The sequence below is a fragment of the Chryseobacterium sp. VD8 genome (assembly GCF_037149975.1).
Lineage (GTDB): Bacteria > Bacteroidota > Bacteroidia > Flavobacteriales > Weeksellaceae > Chryseobacterium > Chryseobacterium indicum.
On the sequence record NZ_JBBCQL010000103.1, the window covers coordinates 1 to 14,854 of the forward strand.

A 14,854-nucleotide genomic window follows, 5' to 3' on the forward strand; every position below is an offset into this window, starting at 1 on the left:
AGCTGGGGAAAATCTCCTTCTGATCTGGATTCGCATCTTTCCTATCCGAACAATCATATTTGCTATTATCACAAAGAAGGAACCAACGCCAATCTTGATGTAGACGATACAGACAGTTTTGGTCCTGAAACTATTACGATTGAAAAAAGAGCTCAAAACCAGAAATATATTTATGCGGTTCATGATTACTCCGATAAAAACAGAGTGGATAATGATAACCTTTCCAATATAAGCAATGCAAAAGTTTATGTTTATATAGGAAATACCCTGATTAAAAGTTATGATGTGCCAAAATATAAAAAAGGGACAGTTTGGGTTGTTTTTATGATTGATGAATCCGGAAACATTATTGATATCAATAATTTTGAAAATTCGGCTTCATGGGAAGGCGTGAGAAGCTTATTAAGCAACTACCGGTATTCTTCAACACCAAGTAATTCTATCACCGAAAACTACAGACAGACAGCGTTCGACATCAATAAACAGGGCGAAAATTTTTATCATTCCGGCAGAATAGAACAGGCGGTTAATTCTTATCAACAAGCGTTGGAATATAATCCTTTCGATGGGCAGATCTACAGTAATCTCGGACTTGCATTCAGCAAAATCGGAAGAAACGCAGAAGCGATCTGGGCAAATCGTGAAGCCATTAAATTTGCAACCGACAATACGATTAAAGCAAATTCTTATTATAATATTGCGAAAATTTACGAAAACAGCGGACAATTTTCTGAAGCCCTTTATTATTATGGTTTAGCGAAAGAGAATAAGGAAAATCCGGTCTACGATAAAGCTATTCTGAGAGTAAAATCAAAAATGAGATAATGAAAAAATTACTTTTATTGTTCATTTTGGTTTCAGATTTTATCTTCTCACAAGGTCCATCCAGCATTGCGACCGCCAATCGTGATCTTTGGAAATTACCCATGAAAAGCAGTAAAGATTTTGATGTTGCTTCCAAAATGGAAATGTTGGTGTTTCTGGAAACATTCGCCGAAATTAATGCTTCCAACGAAACGGAATTATTCAAAACTTTAGCCGTAAAAGACGGAACTTCCGAAGGGGTAAAAATCTGGAAAAAACAGACTCAGGATCATCTGGTTCAAAATTTTAAAAGCTTAGACGCAAATGCGCTTTCAGAGGTAGTTTCTGTAAAGACAAATCCCACTTATCAGGAACTGGTTTTGGTAACAAAAAAGCTTTCAGGCGGATTACCTGAAAATCTAAAAAACTGGTATCAGAATTCTAAAAGTTTTTATAAAACATATATTTTAGAGTGCCTGCGGCTGGCTGCAAAATCCAATAAAAGGACAAGCGAAATCAACACATTAGATCCAAGCGAGAAAAATGGTTTTGAATTAAATGACAAAAATTATCTTCTCACGTTCGATGATGGTCCGACTCCAAAAAACGGTCATACAGATCAGTTGATTCACGTTTTAAAAGAGCAAAACTTAACAGGCATTTTCTTTTTATCGGGAGATAAGTTACAACAGAGAATTGCCGCAAACGGCAAAAACAGTGTTTCATCTATGTACGGAGAAAACTGGATCGGCTCTCACAGTATGGTTCATAAATCGCATCAGTATCTTCCCGACTGGAAATTACAGATTGACGAAAGCAACGGTATGATTAAAGATGTTTTTGATTTTAATCATAAGACGTTTTATTTTCGTCCCCCTTATGGACAAAGAAGCAAAGAGATGATACAATATTTATTAAAAAACAAGCAGCCTGTTCTTTTGTGGAATATCGATTCGCAGGACTGGAGTGAAAAAATATCTTCACAAGAGGTCTCTTCAAGAGTTATTACGCTGATGCTTTTATGGAGAAAGGGAATTATCTTGTTTCACGATGTTCATCCTAAAGCTGAAATTGCAGTTCCTGCGATTAATGAATATTTTAAGGATTGTCCCGTTAAATGGCTAACACCTGAAGAAATAAAGTAACAACAAACCCCTCACAGAAATTTTATGAGGGGTTTTACTATATTTCAAAAGAACCTTAGTTCTGGCTTAGCAAAACAATATTTAACGAAGCGTCAGAAATATTAGCTACTGCTCCGTCAGAATACATATAAAGTCTTAACTGATCGTTTTTGTTAAAATAGGCAATTCTTGTATAAAGCATTGTCCAGCGGTTTCCCGAGTTGGTATTCCAGATTCCCTCCGGAATATCTGAATTATCAGTATGCACCGCCTGAAACACATTTCTAATTGGGCTTCCATCTACAAGTCTGATACTCGATTTGATGAGATATGTTCCCGAACTTGGAACAGTATACGTGCTGGTTGCAGGACTCCAGATTCCACCGCCTACATTTTTAGTTACGGTTGAAAGAGGAACCGTGGTAAAACCACCGGAATTGATACTAGCCGCTGTTGCAGAACCATTTCCGCTTCCCAGTGAAGCAATAAAAACCGCTGTTCCTGTTTTAGCAACTACAGATTGCCATGCGGAACCATCAAAATAGTAATATCCAACCGTCGCGATCTGTGCTGTAGCAGATACCGTGGAACCTCCTGTAATATCTGTAACATAAAGTAAAGCGCCTACATGATTGGAGTTATACCCTGTCTTTGCATTCAGCTGAGCCAACGTTATTCTGGGCGCTCTCATTCCGTCTGCTTTGGTAACGGTAGAAGCCACACCATTTACATCCAGAGTCATTTGCGGTGTAAGCGAATTGATTCCCACATTCTGAGCATTCGCCCGACTCAGAAATACAATCGATAGAAATAAAAAAAACTTTTTCACGGCACAAAAATTAGCAACTGCAAATATATAACATTATTAAACACCATAAATTCTTATAACTGACTAAAATAAAATTATATATGAATTTTTATTAATTTTTAATTAAAATAAAACAATACTTGACGAAAAATAACAAATCCAATAAATATAAAAATGGCAAGTGAATTTTGAATCAATCTGATTATTTTTGAAAAATATTACCTCAACAATGAAACCGAAAGCCATCTTTAACTGGAGCAGCGGAAAAGACTCTGCCTTAGCTCTGTATAAAACTTTAAAAGAAGAAAAATTTGATGTTATTTCTTTGCTGACAAGCGTTAATAAAGAATATCAGAGAATTTCCATGCACGGCGTTCATGTTTCGTTACTGGAAAAACAGGCAGAAAGTTTAGGCTTTTCTTTAATTAAAATGGAACTTCCCAAAGAACCTTCTATGGAAGAATATCGAGAGATCATGGGAAAAACCATGACGGAAATACAATCTCAAGGCGTTACGCATTCTATTTTCGGAGATATTTTTCTGGAAGATTTAAAAAAATACAGAGAAGAGCAACTGCAATCGATCGGCATGGAAGCTGTTTTTCCATTGTGGAAAATCAATACCACTAACCTCATCCACGAATTTTTAGATCTGGGTTTCAAAACGATTGTTACCTGTGTGAATGAGACTTATCTCGACAAAAGTTTTGCAGGAAGGATGATTGATGAATTTTTCATTAAAGATTTACCGGAAAACATAGATCCCTGCGGAGAAAACGGAGAATTTCACACTTTTACTTTTGACGGACCTCTTTTTAAAAATCCTGTTGAATTCGAGATCGGAGAAATTGTTAAAAAAACATATCCGAAACCGAAATCTGACGAAACAGAGACTGGAGAATACATTTTCTGGTTTTGTGATTTGATTTTAAAATAATTCCGGCGTTTTTCCGTTTTTGTTTAAACTAAACAATGAGACCTTATCTTAGAATTGAAAAGCCCTGTGAAGAATCTTTGAAGAACATGCATATCATTCCGGAAGGAAAATTCTGCGATTTGTGTTCGAAAAAAGTATACGATCTTACCAAGCTTACTCATTCTGAGATTTCAGATATCGCAGAGCAAAATCATGGCAAAAAGTTCTGCGGAATACTCATTAACAAAGAGCCTGAGCAAAAACGGGAAGAAACTTTTTCAATTCCTGAACACACTTCCTACAGAAAAAATACTTTTACAAAAGTTGCAGCAGGAATCGCTTTAACAGCAAGCGTAATGAATACGCTTCCTGCGCAGACCAAAGATGTTTCAAAAACTCAGGTCATCCTTTCCGGAAAAAATTTATCCGCAGAAAAAATTCAAAGAAAAAACACAAAAGGTGGCGAAAAATTAACAGCCTCCGGAAGAATTGTAACCAGCGAAGAAGGCAAACCCGTAAAGGCGTATGTAAATTTAATCACCATTAATAAAGTATATTCCACCGAAACTAACGAAGATGGTTTTTACTCACTGGAAATTCCTCAGGAGTTAGCTCAGGAAGAGAATTATCTTTTGGAATTCAGCCCTTTTTCTTATAATTTCGATCAAAAACTGAAAGTTTTCAGCAGAAATGAAATCACACAAAAGTCCGTCATAAAACTTCCGGATAACGGAATTTATAAAGAATTAGGTGAAGTAAGTTTCGGACCGCCTTATGCAGAAGAAAATTCTGTCATTTTTCTGCACGGAAAGCGATTGGATTATAAACTTTTCAACAAAAGCTATTCTTTGTACAGCAGCAAATACTCCATTTATTACATTCCAAAACCTTTTACTAAATTTTTTACAGAAAGTGATCTGGTAAAAGATATTTTTATTGTTTTTGTAAAATAATTATTTCTGTAATTTTTCTTCACAAGGCATAAAAATTGCTTCCCAAAAGAAAAACAATAAATGATTAAAAATTTTCTCTTTTCTACTCTTTCTGCTTTTCTTTTTATCGGTCTAATTTCATGTGAAAAGGAGATAAAATTCATCCCCTCTGCAAAAACAACTGACCGACAAGCAATTGCAGACAGCACCATGATTGCTTTCGAAAAAAGTCTTCTGAAAAACCAGATCGATTCTGTTTTCAAAAAATATCAGTTTAACGGAAGTGTCGCTGTTTTTAAAGATTCTGTCGAGTTGTACAGAAAAAATCAAGGTTTTGCAGATTTCAAAGATCAGCTAAAGATTAATGACAGTACTGTTTTTGCCATCGGTTCTGTAAGCAAGCAATTTACCGCTGCTTTAATTCTGCTTCAGATGGAACAGGGAAAACTGAATGTAGACGATAAAGTTTCAACTTATTTAAAGGAGTTTCAAAACAAAAATTACGAAAATATTACCATTCATCAGCTTCTGAATCATACTTCGGGACTGAATACTTTAGGCGGAAAGCTCCAGTTTAAAAGCGGAACAGATTTTTTTTATTCCAATGACGGTTTTAATACATTGGGAAAAATTGTGGAGAAAGTTTCAGGTAAATCGTATGACGAAAATATTCTGGGTTTATTCAAAAAAGCCGGAATGAATCACTCTTCAACTGCGACTTCTTTTGAAGGCGAAAACTTTGCGGGAGCTTATTTAGGCAACCGAAAAAATTTCGAAAAAATCCAGAATATGCCGAAAAGACTCGCCAGTAAAGATATCGGAGTTCCTGCAGGCGGAATTTTATCCACCATTAATGATCTTCATGTCTGGAACACTGCTTTATACAACGGAAAAATCCTCCGTCCTGAAACACTGAAAAAGTTTGAATCTAAAAGCGCAGAAAGACATCATGCGATTTTCGGGAAAATGGGTTACGGCTACGGAATTATGAGCAACATCGGGAAACCGTTGGCATTTTTTCACAGCGGTTACATTAAAGGTTCTCCTTCATTAAATATTTTTTATCCGGAAACAAAAACTTCGGTTATTATTCTTTCCAATATCGCCGATGAGGAACTGGGAAAAGGATTTACTTTTAAACCTCATGTTGAGATCAAAAAAATTACAGATGCTTTGGAAAGTACCATTTCGGAGATGAATTCATCAAAAGGAAATGCAATGAAAATGTAGATTATTCAGCAGAAAGATTCAGGAACTCTTTCATTTTTTCTAATGATTTTTTATGTTCGAAAAAATTCACAACACCGAAAATAATCATTACCTGTATACAGTAAGGAAGAACTAAAGTTGCCAGAACAAAAATAATTTCGCTGTGATCGTTAGTTCTGAAAAACAGATACGGATAAATACCTTTCTTGGAAATGATCTGTGCCATTGAAGTCATAGAAACAACCAACAAGCCAGTATTTTGCTGATACATAGAATAAAAAAGTCTGCCTCTGTATTTAAAATCCTGTTTTACATATTTCCATATTTTACGATTAAAAAACCAGACTCCAAAAGTAAACAGAACGAACAATCCATTTTGTATTTTGAAAAGAGTACTGTAAACTTCCTCATTATTGGCTAAAAAAATCAAAAGAATATTGACAGCAAAAGAAATCAATCCCAATAACAATGATCGTTTAAGAATATTATTGTATCTGGCTTTCGCTATTTTTTTTACAATAACCGGAATTTCTTCACTGTAGAAAACAGAATATTTCGTCATTTTAAATTCGCTTTCCCACAATTTCTGGGTTTTATGAAAAGCTGTCTGAAAATTTAAATTTTCTTCTGTCTGAATAGCTGTAACCTGAGAAATCATATGATCTTTCACTTCCAGCAAAATATCCAGAGGAAGCCTATGAAGCATCAGATAATCTGTAATCTCCTGTTCCTGTTCTTTAGTCATCATTTTAAAAATTTAAATCAAAACATTAATTTTCTTTGAGTTGAAATACAATAACTGAAGCTGAACCGCCAAAGAATACACCGATAGAAATTTTGAAACATTCATATCCATTATTTTCCAGTTTTCCGATGTTATAAAAGATCCAAAAGCAAATATCAGCACTCCGAAAAATAGATTTCTAAGCAGTAAAGGATGAAAGCTCATGGCGATATAATTGGAAAATTTCATCTTTTTAGTAATGAAACTATATGCCAAAAGAATTGCTAAGCTCCCCAATAATAGAATCTGAACTGTAAAAAAAACATCCGTATTTAAAAACATCATGCATGTTGCTGCTGTTGCAAGAATGAAAGAAAGAACGGCAATCTTTCTAAACCTCTGCTGTAAAATAACTCTTTCGATTCTGGCTATTTTTTTGAACGAAAGAAAATCTGCGTTTACCATTTCCAACTCATTCTTCCAACTGACTTTAACTTTCAGAAAAGCTTCGGAAAAACTTAAGCTTTCAAACAGCATCAGATGACTGATCTGAGAAATAAAATGATCTTTCACTTCAGCTAAAATCTGGGCAGTCAGCTTTTTTGAATTTAAATATAATTCTATTTGATGTTCCTGTTCTTTGGTTATCATATATTAAAAATCGTATTGAGGTTAAACAAATAATTTTTCATTTCTGCTTCCTGTTCTGTCTGCTGTTTTTTCCCTTTTTCGGTCAGGAGATAATATTTCCGGTCTCTTCCGTTGATCTTCTGGATTTCAGATAAAATCATTCCTTCCGCCTCAAGCTTATGCAGAAGCGGATACAGCGCACCTTCCGTCATTTCAAGCTCACCCTGTGTAAGCTCTTTTGCACGCTGTGTAATCTGGTAACCATACATTTTCACTTCCTTGGCAAGAAGTTTCAGGATAATGTTTTGAAGGGTTCCTTTATAAAGACTGTTCTTTTTCAATATCTCATCTTTTATATCTAGCAAATCTATACATAATTTTCTTATGTATCACAATTAATTTTAAAATTCTTAATTTCAATGAATGAAAAAGATGTACTTCATCGCCATCTATCCGCCACAAAATATTATCGAAGAGGTTAAAATCTTCAAACAGGACTTTGCATTAAATTTTGACAATTCCAAAGCTCTGAAAAATGAAGCGCACATTACTTTGTTTCCGCCTTTTTCCAGAGAAATCACTTCAGAAAATGACATTCTGCAAGCGTTTCAGAAGATTAATACTGCTGTTTCTCCTTTTGAAATTGAACTGAATGGTTTCGGAAGCTTTGCCCATCCTAAAAATCCTGTGGTTTTTGTGAAACCAGAAACCAATGAACAACTCAATGATCTCTATCTTCGTGTGAACGAAGTATTCAACTTCATGCAATATTCCTTTCATCCACACATAACAGTAGGTTACAGAAATCTGACATGGGAAAATTATCTGAAAGCATGGGAGAAATATCAAGACAAAGAATACAAAACTAAATTTTTAGTTGATGAAATTCTTTTGCTTCGCCATGATGAAAACTGGATTCCTGTTGCAGAAAAGAAACTGGAACTGCTGTAAAATCTGATTCAAAAAATTTATCCTTAAAAGTCTGAAAGTTCATATCTTTGAAGCAATGATTGCAGAGAAGATTATTTTAGGAATCGACCCGGGAACAACCGTAATGGGTTTTGGGATTATTTCCATAAAAAAAGGAAAAATGGAAATGATTTCCATCCATGAATTATTGCTGAAAAAGTATCCGAACCATGAAACCAAACTTAAATATATTTTTGATAAAACTTTATCGCTGATTGACGAATTTCATCCTGATGAAGTTGCCCTGGAAGCTCCTTTCTACGGAAAAAATGTTCAGAGTATGCTGAAACTAGGTCGCGCACAAGGCGTTGCGATGGCAGCAAGTCTTCACAGAAATATCCCGATTACAGAATATTCTCCGAAAAAAATAAAAATGGCGATCACAGGAAACGGAAATGCCAGTAAAGAGCAGGTTGCAGGAATGCTGCAAAATCTTTTAAATCTGAAGGAATTCCCTACAAAATATCTCGATGCTTCCGATGGTCTTGCTGTGGCGGTTTGTCATCACTTCAATTCTGGAACAATAGCCGATACAAAATCTTACACTGGTTGGGAAAGCTTTTTAAAACAGAATCCGGATCGGTTGAAATAAAATCACGCACAAATAAGTAGTTTTTGTGAGTGACTGTTTTGCTTATTTTGATTTATATTCTTCTGGAGTAATTTTGAAATCTGCGGTGGGTTTTCCGTTCTTATCGTAATACATATATACCATCGTTACATCATTATCCCTGAATTCTTTAATGTCCGGTGATGTTTTTATGACTTTCAGAGCTCCCTCTTTCGCATTGACTTTGAAACTTTCGATTTCTTGAGGAGTTACACTCTCTTTTACATCATCGGTAAGTGTGTAATTGTACTTAAAAATTTTTCCGGGCTGTACAGAAACGCTGTCGAGACGAACTCCATCAGCAAGATTCTGAGGCGTTGTTTTGTTAATATTTGCTGCGACTTCTTTCAGATCATCATCTATTGATTTTTCTTTTGTACAGGAAGTAAGTGCAAACAAAGCCAATGCCAGAGAAAGGCAGATTACATTTTTCATATTAAGATATTTAGTGATTATACATAAAGATAAGAAATTTATATTTAATGATTTTAAACAATTGATTTACATATAATTAAATCAAAAACTAAATATACTTGGTAAAACATAATACTATCTTTTACATTGGTATGATTTTTAGTAGTACATTTGTATAAATTTTCTATCATGAAAAATAACCAACAAACTATAAATCAGGTGAATCATAAGATAAATTGGTTCCAAAAGTTTCTGATGGTCTGCTCCGGAGGAAACATTCATATTCTGAGAAAAACACCTAGCGAATGGAACAAATTTGCGGGAATCGGAGGAATTGTACTTTTTACGGCTGTATTTGCAACGCTTTCCGCAGGATATGCTATGTATACAGTGTTTGATGACATTTGGACAGCGATTGGCTTCGGTGTTTTATGGGGATTGATGATCTTTAATCTGGATCGATACATTGTTTCTTCCATCAAAAAAACAGGAACATGGTGGAATCAGATGTTAATGGCAATTCCAAGATTAATTCTTGCAACTTTTTTAGGAATTATCATCTCAAAACCTCTGGAACTTAAAATTTTTGAAAAGGAGGTAAACAAACAACTGAATACGATTATTCAGAGAAATAAAAAACAGCTTCAGGGCGAAATGAACGGAAGAATTCTTCAGCAAAGCGGACCTTTCGAAACTGAAAAGAAACAAATTTCCGATAAAATCGCCAGCTATCAAAAATCGTATGATTCCGCTTCTGTAGAGCTCGAAAAAGAAATTTTAGGAAAACAGTCAGGATTAACCAGCGGAAAAGAAGGCTTCGGTCCTAATGCAAAACGCAAACAGGAACTGAAAGAACAGAGAAGGCAGGATCTGGAAAATTACCAGAAACAGGCTGCTCCAAGACTGGAATATTTAGATAAAGAAATTTCTAAAGTGTACACCAATCTGGAAACCGAAAGAAAATCCACAGAAACCTTTGAAGATAAATTCAACGGGTTTGCGGCAAGACTTCAGGCTTTGGACGAACTGGGAAAAAACTCTGCCATCATTGGTCTCGCTGCCACGTTCATTATGGGGCTTTTCATCTGTCTTGAAATTTCTCCGGTTTTGGTTAAATTAATTTCCCATGTCGGACCTTACGATTATCTTTTAGAAAAAACAGAAAACGATTTCAGGCTGTACGCTAAGGAAAAAGTGGAAAAAGGCAATGCGTTAGCAGATTTCAGGATCGACGATTTTAAGGACAATCTTCAAAAATAACCCGTTACTATTATTAAAAACGAAACCTTTCAGCAAGTTCTGAAAGGTTTTTTATTAATATAATAAAAATATGTAGAATAATATCTACCTTTACAGAACCTAATTAAAACTAATCTATTCATCATGAAGAAACTTGTATTCGGATGCACCCTGCTATTGAGCATTGCATCTACTTCTATTCTAAAAGCACAGGCTACAGAACCTTTCTTAGGACAAATCGCATTCGTACCTTACAATTTCGTTCCGAAAAACTGGGCTGCCTGTAACGGACAACTTTTATCGATTTCGCAAAATCAGGCTCTGTTTGCTCTTTTGGGAACAACTTACGGAGGTAACGGGACTACTACATTCGCATTACCTGATATGAGAGGAAGAGTTTTGGTACACGAAGGACAGGCTCCCGGAGGACCTACCAACTACACGATGGGACAAAGCGGAGGAACAGAATCTGTAACACTTCAGGTGACACAAATGCCGCCTCACTCACACACAGTAAATGCTGTAACGGCAGACGGAAACCAAAATTCTCCTACGAATAATCTTCCTGCAGACACAAAAACGCTGGACAAAGAATATTCTGATGCAAGCGCAAACACTACTATGAAGTCTACCATGATTAATCAGACAGGAGGAGGACAACCACACGAAAACAGACCACCTTTTGTGACTTTGAAGTGTATTATTGCTCTACAAGGTATTTTCCCTACCCAATTCTAAAATATCAGCATGAAAACTTTTTACCTATTATGCCTTGCTTTAGGAAGTTCGGTTTTTGCGCAGACAATTACCTTTAATGGCTGCCATACTTTGTTTGATGCCAGTAATACTTTTGTTTTTACAAAAACCGGTCTTGATGCTTATAATAAAGGAATTTATATTACCACTCCGGTAACAGGAGATCAGGATTGCGGAGGATTGGGAACCTGCGAATTTAAAATTCAGTGGAATAATGCACTATCAAGATGGGAATTTCTTGCAGATGAGGGAAACGGGACATTCACAAATCCGAATCTGATCTATTATAATTCTACAGGAAACAATAACTTTGTATCTAATCCACCAGCGATTACTTTTGGAACCTGGGTTGAAAATACAGCCGTTACAAACGGAGCCTGCGGAGGAAATCTTACGACTTCCAATGCAACAATGACGGGTGATCTGCACAGTACATCTCTTGCAACTTCTGATGTGAGAAACGGTGCTTCTGCCATTCAGATCTTTCCTAATCCGGTTGCAGAAATTATCAGAATTTCCGGTATAAAAGATGGCAAATCTGTCCAGATCTACAATATGGCAGGACAAATTGTGAAATCTGAAGAATTTAATGAGAAAGTAAATGTTTCTGAACTGAGTGCAGGAATCTATCTTCTGAAGATCAATACTAAAAACTTTCAGACTCACGAATTTAAGTTTGTAAAGAAATAAATTTTACCCTTAAAATTATTGAGCCTTCGCCAAAAGCGGAGGTTTTTTTATTAAAAATAAATAATTCACAATTTCTAGATTTTTAAAGAATAAGAAGATATTTTTTATATATTTGAGCCGAATACAAATCAAAATCAATCTATTATGAAAAATCTTAAAAAAATTTCAAGACAAAGCTTAAAAAGCATTAAAGGAGGATTCAAAATGTGTGATGCCAATCAGGAAAACTTCGGATGCGGTGATGCAACAATTTTTTGTTGCGGACCTGGAGGATGCAGAAGAATTGCTGATCTTCCACCGGGATCTTGTATTGTCTCTCCGTTCTAATAAGATTGGAAGCCATTGCTATTGCAGTGGCTTTTTTATTAATTACACAATAAAATTAATATGCCATCTTCTGTTATTCATAATTACGTTTACTTTCCTGAAACTGAAATCTTAAGAATTATCTATCAGTCAGGTTCCGTTTATGATTATCTTGAAGTTCCTGCTGATATATTCGAGAGATTTCGTTCCGTTCAATCAAAAGGTCGGTTTCTGAACTACGTAATCAATCCAAAATTCAGTTTTAAAAAGATAAAATAAAAGCTACCTCAACAGAATTGAGATAGCCTTAATATTATTTTTTGCTTATTACTTTATTATAAAGAGTAATTCGGGGCTTCCTGCGTAATAATTACATCGTGCGGATGAGATTCTTTTAATCCGCTTCCTGTAATCATTACCATCTTGGTATCGTTTTGTAACGCTTCAATATCTTTAGCACCACAATATCCCATTCCGGCTCTCAGACCTCCTGTTAACTGGAAAATCACTTCTTCCAAAGATCCTTTGCTTGGAACTCTTCCTTCGATTCCTTCCGGAACGAATTTCTTAGCCTCACTCTGGAAATATCTCTCCTTTCCTCCTCTCTTCATCGCAGAAAGACTTCCCATACCCTGATAAGTCTTGAATTTTCTACCCTGAAAAATTATTTCTTCACCCGGAGCTTCATCCGTTCCTGCCAAAAGTGAACCTAACATTACGGCTCCTGCTCCACTTGCAATCGCTTTTACGATATCTCCAGAAAGCTTGATTCCACCGTCTGCAATTACAGCTACATTCTTCGTTTTCGCATATTCATAAACATTGTAAATTGCGGATAACTGAGGAACTCCTACTCCTGCAACCACTCTCGTTGTACAGATTGAACCGGGACCAACTCCTACTTTCAGAACATTTGCTCCGGCTTCAATGAGATCTTTAGCTGCTTCAGCCGTTACTATATTTCCTCCAACGATATCCAGATCAGGATATGCCTGTCTTATTTCTTTAATTTTATTTAAAACTCCGATGGAATGTCCGTGAGCAGAATCAATACCAATGATATCAACGCCTGCTTTTACAAGTGCTTCAATTCTATCCAGTGTATCTTCTCCTACTCCAACTCCTGCTCCAACGATTAATCTTCCGCTCTGATCTTTGTTAGCATTTGGATATTCTAACTGATTGTCAATATCTTTAATGGTAATTAATCCTACCAGTTTATTTTCAGCATCTACGATCGGAAGCTTTTCCACTCTGTTTTTAAGAAGGATCTCTTTCGCTTTCTCCAGATTGGTATTTTTATCAGAAGTAATCAGCTTTTCTTTCGTCATGATCTCTTCCACCTTCATTTCAAGATTTTCCTGATATTTTACGTCTCTGTTGGTGATGATCCCGATTAAAGTATTTTCGGCGTCTACAACAGGAAGTCCGGAGATTTTATATTTCGCCATTGTTTCTTTAGCCTGAGCCAAAGTATGATCTTTTGAAAGGGTAACAGGATCTGAAATCATTCCGTTTTCCGAACGCTTTACACGATTAACCTGTGCAGCCTGTTCAGCGATCGTCATGTTTTTATGAATAAATCCTAAACCTCCGACTCTTGCCAGTGCAATTGCCAGTTCAGCTTCTGTAACAGTATCCATTGCAGCGGAAACAATCGGAACATTAAGCGTAATTTTGTCGGTAAGTCTTGATTTTAATGAAACCTGATTAGGTAAAACTTCTGAATAAGAAGGGACTAGAAGAACGTCATCGAAAGTGATGGCTGTCTCTACAATTTTGTTATGAATAGACATCTTTACTTTCTTGCAAAATTAAGGTATTTTACCGAAATACGAAAATCGATTTTAATAGTTTAAATAAAACTTAATAATCAATACATTAAATCAAAAAAAACGTTTCTTTTTATGAAACGTTTTTTTGTACAAAGACAATTTGGGTATATAATATGAATATGAAATGCTAGTTATCGGATGCCGAAGCAATCATTTTTGAAATATCATTGGCTGTAAAATTTCCGCGAACATCTAAAAAAACAAGCTCTTTGTCTGAATTTACAGTAATCAGCATATTTTTAATAACATCATCTTTCTGTTTCACGCGGATATTCACATTTTCTCCATTATGTTTTATGGTTGCCCATTCTTCATAATTATTGTTGTTTAAATACTTTGCAAAATCATTCAGCATCGATTTGTCTCCGTTTTCAACAGTCAAAACTTTAATTTTTGAAACTTTTCTAATCAGACGGATTACCTCTTCGTTATCTTCACCATCTTCTCTTAAAGCTTTTTTAATCACGGGTTTTGCTAAAAACATCGGAACATTAATGGTAGTAAATTTTGCTCCTTTAAAATCGTTTCCGGAATCTGAAAAGTAAGCCATTTTACCGGTTCCCGAAGAAACTATACAGGATTGTAACATGAACATCGCACAGGCAACAAGAATAAGTTTTTTTACTATTTTCATGGTAATTCGGATTTAAATTAAATTTTTAGTTGATGGATTTTAAACTTCCTCCTGACATTTTGCTGATGTCTGAAGTAATTTCCGGATTTCCTCTGTATCGGATGGTTCCGCCTGATGAAGCCTTCGCTTTTAATTTATCGGTAACGTTTACAGAAAGGCTGGATCCTGAAGTAGATTCTGCTTCCACCTGCTTTGCCTGAAAATCTTCACCTTTACAAACTGCACCGCTACTGATATCGAAAGTTGCTGTTCCG

The 14,854-nt window shown here is 35.6% G+C and carries 20 protein-coding genes; 12 read left to right on the plus strand and 8 right to left on the minus strand.

All coding sequences use genetic code 11. The features are described 5' to 3' along the window. Together WFK35_RS12450 and WFK35_RS12455 are read left to right on the plus strand one after the other, a co-directional pair. Positions 1-825, plus strand: an 825-nt coding sequence (locus WFK35_RS12450) for a tetratricopeptide repeat protein (protein ID WP_336732861.1), incomplete at its 5' end; no start/stop codon positions are given. Next, positions 825-1,949, plus strand: coding sequence for a polysaccharide deacetylase family protein (locus WFK35_RS12455; protein WP_336732862.1), 1,125 nt, complete (start codon positions 825-827; stop codon positions 1,947-1,949). The genes WFK35_RS12450 and WFK35_RS12455, both read left to right, overlap by 1 nt. A 55-nt stretch (positions 1,950-2,004) precedes the next feature. Here WFK35_RS12455 and WFK35_RS12460 read toward each other — a convergent pair whose 3' ends face one another. After that, positions 2,005-2,757 (minus strand): hypothetical protein, encoded by a 753-nt coding sequence (locus tag WFK35_RS12460; RefSeq protein ID WP_336732863.1) that lies wholly within the window; start codon positions 2,755-2,757, stop codon positions 2,005-2,007. 208 nt (positions 2,758-2,965) lie between these two features. On the opposite strand from WFK35_RS12460, the gene WFK35_RS12465 reads away from it, so the two are divergent. The 3 genes from WFK35_RS12465 to WFK35_RS12475 are packed head-to-tail and all read left to right on the plus strand — an operon-like array spanning position 2,966 to position 5,814. Further along, the gene (locus WFK35_RS12465; RefSeq protein WP_336732864.1) at positions 2,966-3,673 is read left to right on the plus strand and encodes a diphthine--ammonia ligase; all 708 of its coding nucleotides are present in this window, start codon (positions 2,966-2,968) and stop codon (positions 3,671-3,673) included. A 35-nt stretch (positions 3,674-3,708) separates the two neighbouring features. Then, positions 3,709-4,605, plus strand: coding sequence for a hypothetical protein (locus WFK35_RS12470; RefSeq protein ID WP_336732865.1), 897 nt, complete (start codon positions 3,709-3,711; stop codon positions 4,603-4,605). 60 nt (positions 4,606-4,665) lie between these two features. Further along, entirely contained in the window at positions 4,666-5,814 is a 1,149-nt protein-coding gene (locus WFK35_RS12475; RefSeq protein ID WP_336732866.1) for a serine hydrolase domain-containing protein, read from the plus strand. 1 nt (position 5,815) lies between these two features. Here the strand turns inward: WFK35_RS12475 and WFK35_RS12480 are convergent, their stop codons facing one another. From WFK35_RS12480 to WFK35_RS12490, 3 genes are read right to left on the minus strand one after another with little or no spacing between them, the layout of a single operon-like run. Then, a complete protein-coding gene (locus WFK35_RS12480) occupies positions 5,816-6,541 on the minus strand; it encodes a hypothetical protein (protein WP_336732867.1) in 726 nt (241 codons plus the stop codon). A gap of 9 nt (positions 6,542-6,550) precedes the next feature. Then, positions 6,551-7,168 carry a hypothetical protein gene (locus tag WFK35_RS12485; protein WP_336732868.1) on the minus strand — a complete coding sequence of 206 codons (618 nt, stop codon included), beginning with the start codon at positions 7,166-7,168 and terminating at the stop codon, positions 6,551-6,553. Next, entirely contained in the window at positions 7,165-7,488 is a 324-nt protein-coding gene (locus WFK35_RS12490; RefSeq protein WP_273074600.1) for a PadR family transcriptional regulator, read from the minus strand. The genes WFK35_RS12485 and WFK35_RS12490 overlap by 4 nt, the downstream gene beginning before the upstream one ends. An 82-nt stretch (positions 7,489-7,570) precedes the next feature. Between WFK35_RS12490 and WFK35_RS12495 the strand changes: the two genes are divergently transcribed. Beyond that, on the plus strand, positions 7,571-8,098 hold the full coding sequence (locus WFK35_RS12495; protein WP_336732869.1) for a 2'-5' RNA ligase family protein: 528 nt from the start codon (positions 7,571-7,573) through the stop codon (positions 8,096-8,098). A 55-nt stretch (positions 8,099-8,153) separates the two neighbouring features. Further along, positions 8,154-8,708, plus strand: a complete 555-nt coding sequence (ruvC, locus tag WFK35_RS12500; protein ID WP_336732870.1) for a crossover junction endodeoxyribonuclease RuvC — start codon at positions 8,154-8,156, stop codon at positions 8,706-8,708. A 42-nt stretch (positions 8,709-8,750) separates the two neighbouring features. On the opposite strand, the gene WFK35_RS12505 is transcribed toward ruvC, so the two are convergent. Next, positions 8,751-9,161, minus strand: a complete 411-nt coding sequence (locus tag WFK35_RS12505; RefSeq protein WP_336732871.1) for a hypothetical protein — start codon at positions 9,159-9,161, stop codon at positions 8,751-8,753. A gap of 168 nt (positions 9,162-9,329) precedes the next feature. On the opposite strand from WFK35_RS12505, the gene WFK35_RS12510 reads away from it, so the two are divergent. The 5 genes from WFK35_RS12510 to WFK35_RS12530 all read left to right on the plus strand — a co-directional run bounded on the left by WFK35_RS12510 (position 9,330) and on the right by WFK35_RS12530 (position 12,410). Beyond that, entirely contained in the window at positions 9,330-10,400 is a 1,071-nt protein-coding gene (locus tag WFK35_RS12510; protein ID WP_336732872.1) for a DUF4407 domain-containing protein, read from the plus strand. Between the two features lie 123 nt (positions 10,401-10,523). Continuing rightward, entirely contained in the window at positions 10,524-11,117 is a 594-nt protein-coding gene (locus WFK35_RS12515; protein ID WP_214587461.1) for a phage tail protein, read from the plus strand. A gap of 9 nt (positions 11,118-11,126) precedes the next feature. Beyond that, positions 11,127-11,825 carry a T9SS type A sorting domain-containing protein gene (locus tag WFK35_RS12520; protein WP_214587462.1) on the plus strand — a complete coding sequence of 233 codons (699 nt, stop codon included), beginning with the start codon at positions 11,127-11,129 and terminating at the stop codon, positions 11,823-11,825. Between the two features lie 144 nt (positions 11,826-11,969). Next, positions 11,970-12,152: a bacteriocin-like protein gene (locus tag WFK35_RS12525; protein ID WP_214587463.1), complete on the plus strand. Its 183-nt coding sequence runs from the start codon at positions 11,970-11,972 to the stop codon at positions 12,150-12,152. Positions 12,153-12,212: 60 nt separating this feature from the next. Then, positions 12,213-12,410, plus strand: coding sequence for a KTSC domain-containing protein (locus WFK35_RS12530; RefSeq protein ID WP_336732873.1), 198 nt, complete (start codon positions 12,213-12,215; stop codon positions 12,408-12,410). 56 nt (positions 12,411-12,466) lie between these two features. Here WFK35_RS12530 and guaB read toward each other — a convergent pair whose 3' ends face one another. The 3 genes from guaB to WFK35_RS12545 form a co-directional block, all read right to left on the minus strand. After that, positions 12,467-13,927 (minus strand): IMP dehydrogenase, encoded by a 1,461-nt coding sequence (guaB, locus tag WFK35_RS12535; RefSeq protein ID WP_336732874.1) that lies wholly within the window; start codon positions 13,925-13,927, stop codon positions 12,467-12,469. A gap of 166 nt (positions 13,928-14,093) precedes the next feature. Continuing rightward, entirely contained in the window at positions 14,094-14,600 is a 507-nt protein-coding gene (locus WFK35_RS12540; RefSeq protein ID WP_336732875.1) for a DUF4252 domain-containing protein, read from the minus strand. Between the two features lie 25 nt (positions 14,601-14,625). Further along, on the minus strand, positions 14,626-14,854 hold a 229-nt coding region (locus WFK35_RS12545), incomplete at its 5' end, for a GIN domain-containing protein (protein WP_336732876.1).

Coding starts and splice junctions, on each gene's coding strand:
- WFK35_RS12455 (WP_336732862.1), top strand. CDS start 825: ATGAAAAAATTACTTTTATTGTTCATTTTGGTTTCAGATTTTATCTTC.
- WFK35_RS12465 (WP_336732864.1), top strand. CDS start 2,966: ATGAAACCGAAAGCCATCTTTAACTGGAGCAGCGGAAAAGACTCTGCC.
- WFK35_RS12470 (WP_336732865.1), top strand. CDS start 3,709: ATGAGACCTTATCTTAGAATTGAAAAGCCCTGTGAAGAATCTTTGAAG.
- WFK35_RS12475 (WP_336732866.1), top strand. CDS start 4,666: ATGATTAAAAATTTTCTCTTTTCTACTCTTTCTGCTTTTCTTTTTATC.
- WFK35_RS12480 (WP_336732867.1), bottom strand. CDS start 6,541: ATGATGACTAAAGAACAGGAACAGGAGATTACAGATTATCTGATGCTT.
- WFK35_RS12485 (WP_336732868.1), bottom strand. CDS start 7,168: ATGATAACCAAAGAACAGGAACATCAAATAGAATTATATTTAAATTCA.
- WFK35_RS12495 (WP_336732869.1), top strand. CDS start 7,571: ATGAAAAAGATGTACTTCATCGCCATCTATCCGCCACAAAATATTATC.
- ruvC (WP_336732870.1), top strand. CDS start 8,154: ATGATTGCAGAGAAGATTATTTTAGGAATCGACCCGGGAACAACCGTA.
- WFK35_RS12505 (WP_336732871.1), bottom strand. CDS start 9,161: ATGAAAAATGTAATCTGCCTTTCTCTGGCATTGGCTTTGTTTGCACTT.
- WFK35_RS12510 (WP_336732872.1), top strand. CDS start 9,330: ATGAAAAATAACCAACAAACTATAAATCAGGTGAATCATAAGATAAAT.
- WFK35_RS12515 (WP_214587461.1), top strand. CDS start 10,524: ATGAAGAAACTTGTATTCGGATGCACCCTGCTATTGAGCATTGCATCT.
- WFK35_RS12520 (WP_214587462.1), top strand. CDS start 11,127: ATGAAAACTTTTTACCTATTATGCCTTGCTTTAGGAAGTTCGGTTTTT.
- WFK35_RS12525 (WP_214587463.1), top strand. CDS start 11,970: ATGAAAAATCTTAAAAAAATTTCAAGACAAAGCTTAAAAAGCATTAAA.
- WFK35_RS12530 (WP_336732873.1), top strand. CDS start 12,213: ATGCCATCTTCTGTTATTCATAATTACGTTTACTTTCCTGAAACTGAA.
- guaB (WP_336732874.1), bottom strand. CDS start 13,927: ATGTCTATTCATAACAAAATTGTAGAGACAGCCATCACTTTCGATGAC.
- WFK35_RS12540 (WP_336732875.1), bottom strand. CDS start 14,600: ATGAAAATAGTAAAAAAACTTATTCTTGTTGCCTGTGCGATGTTCATG.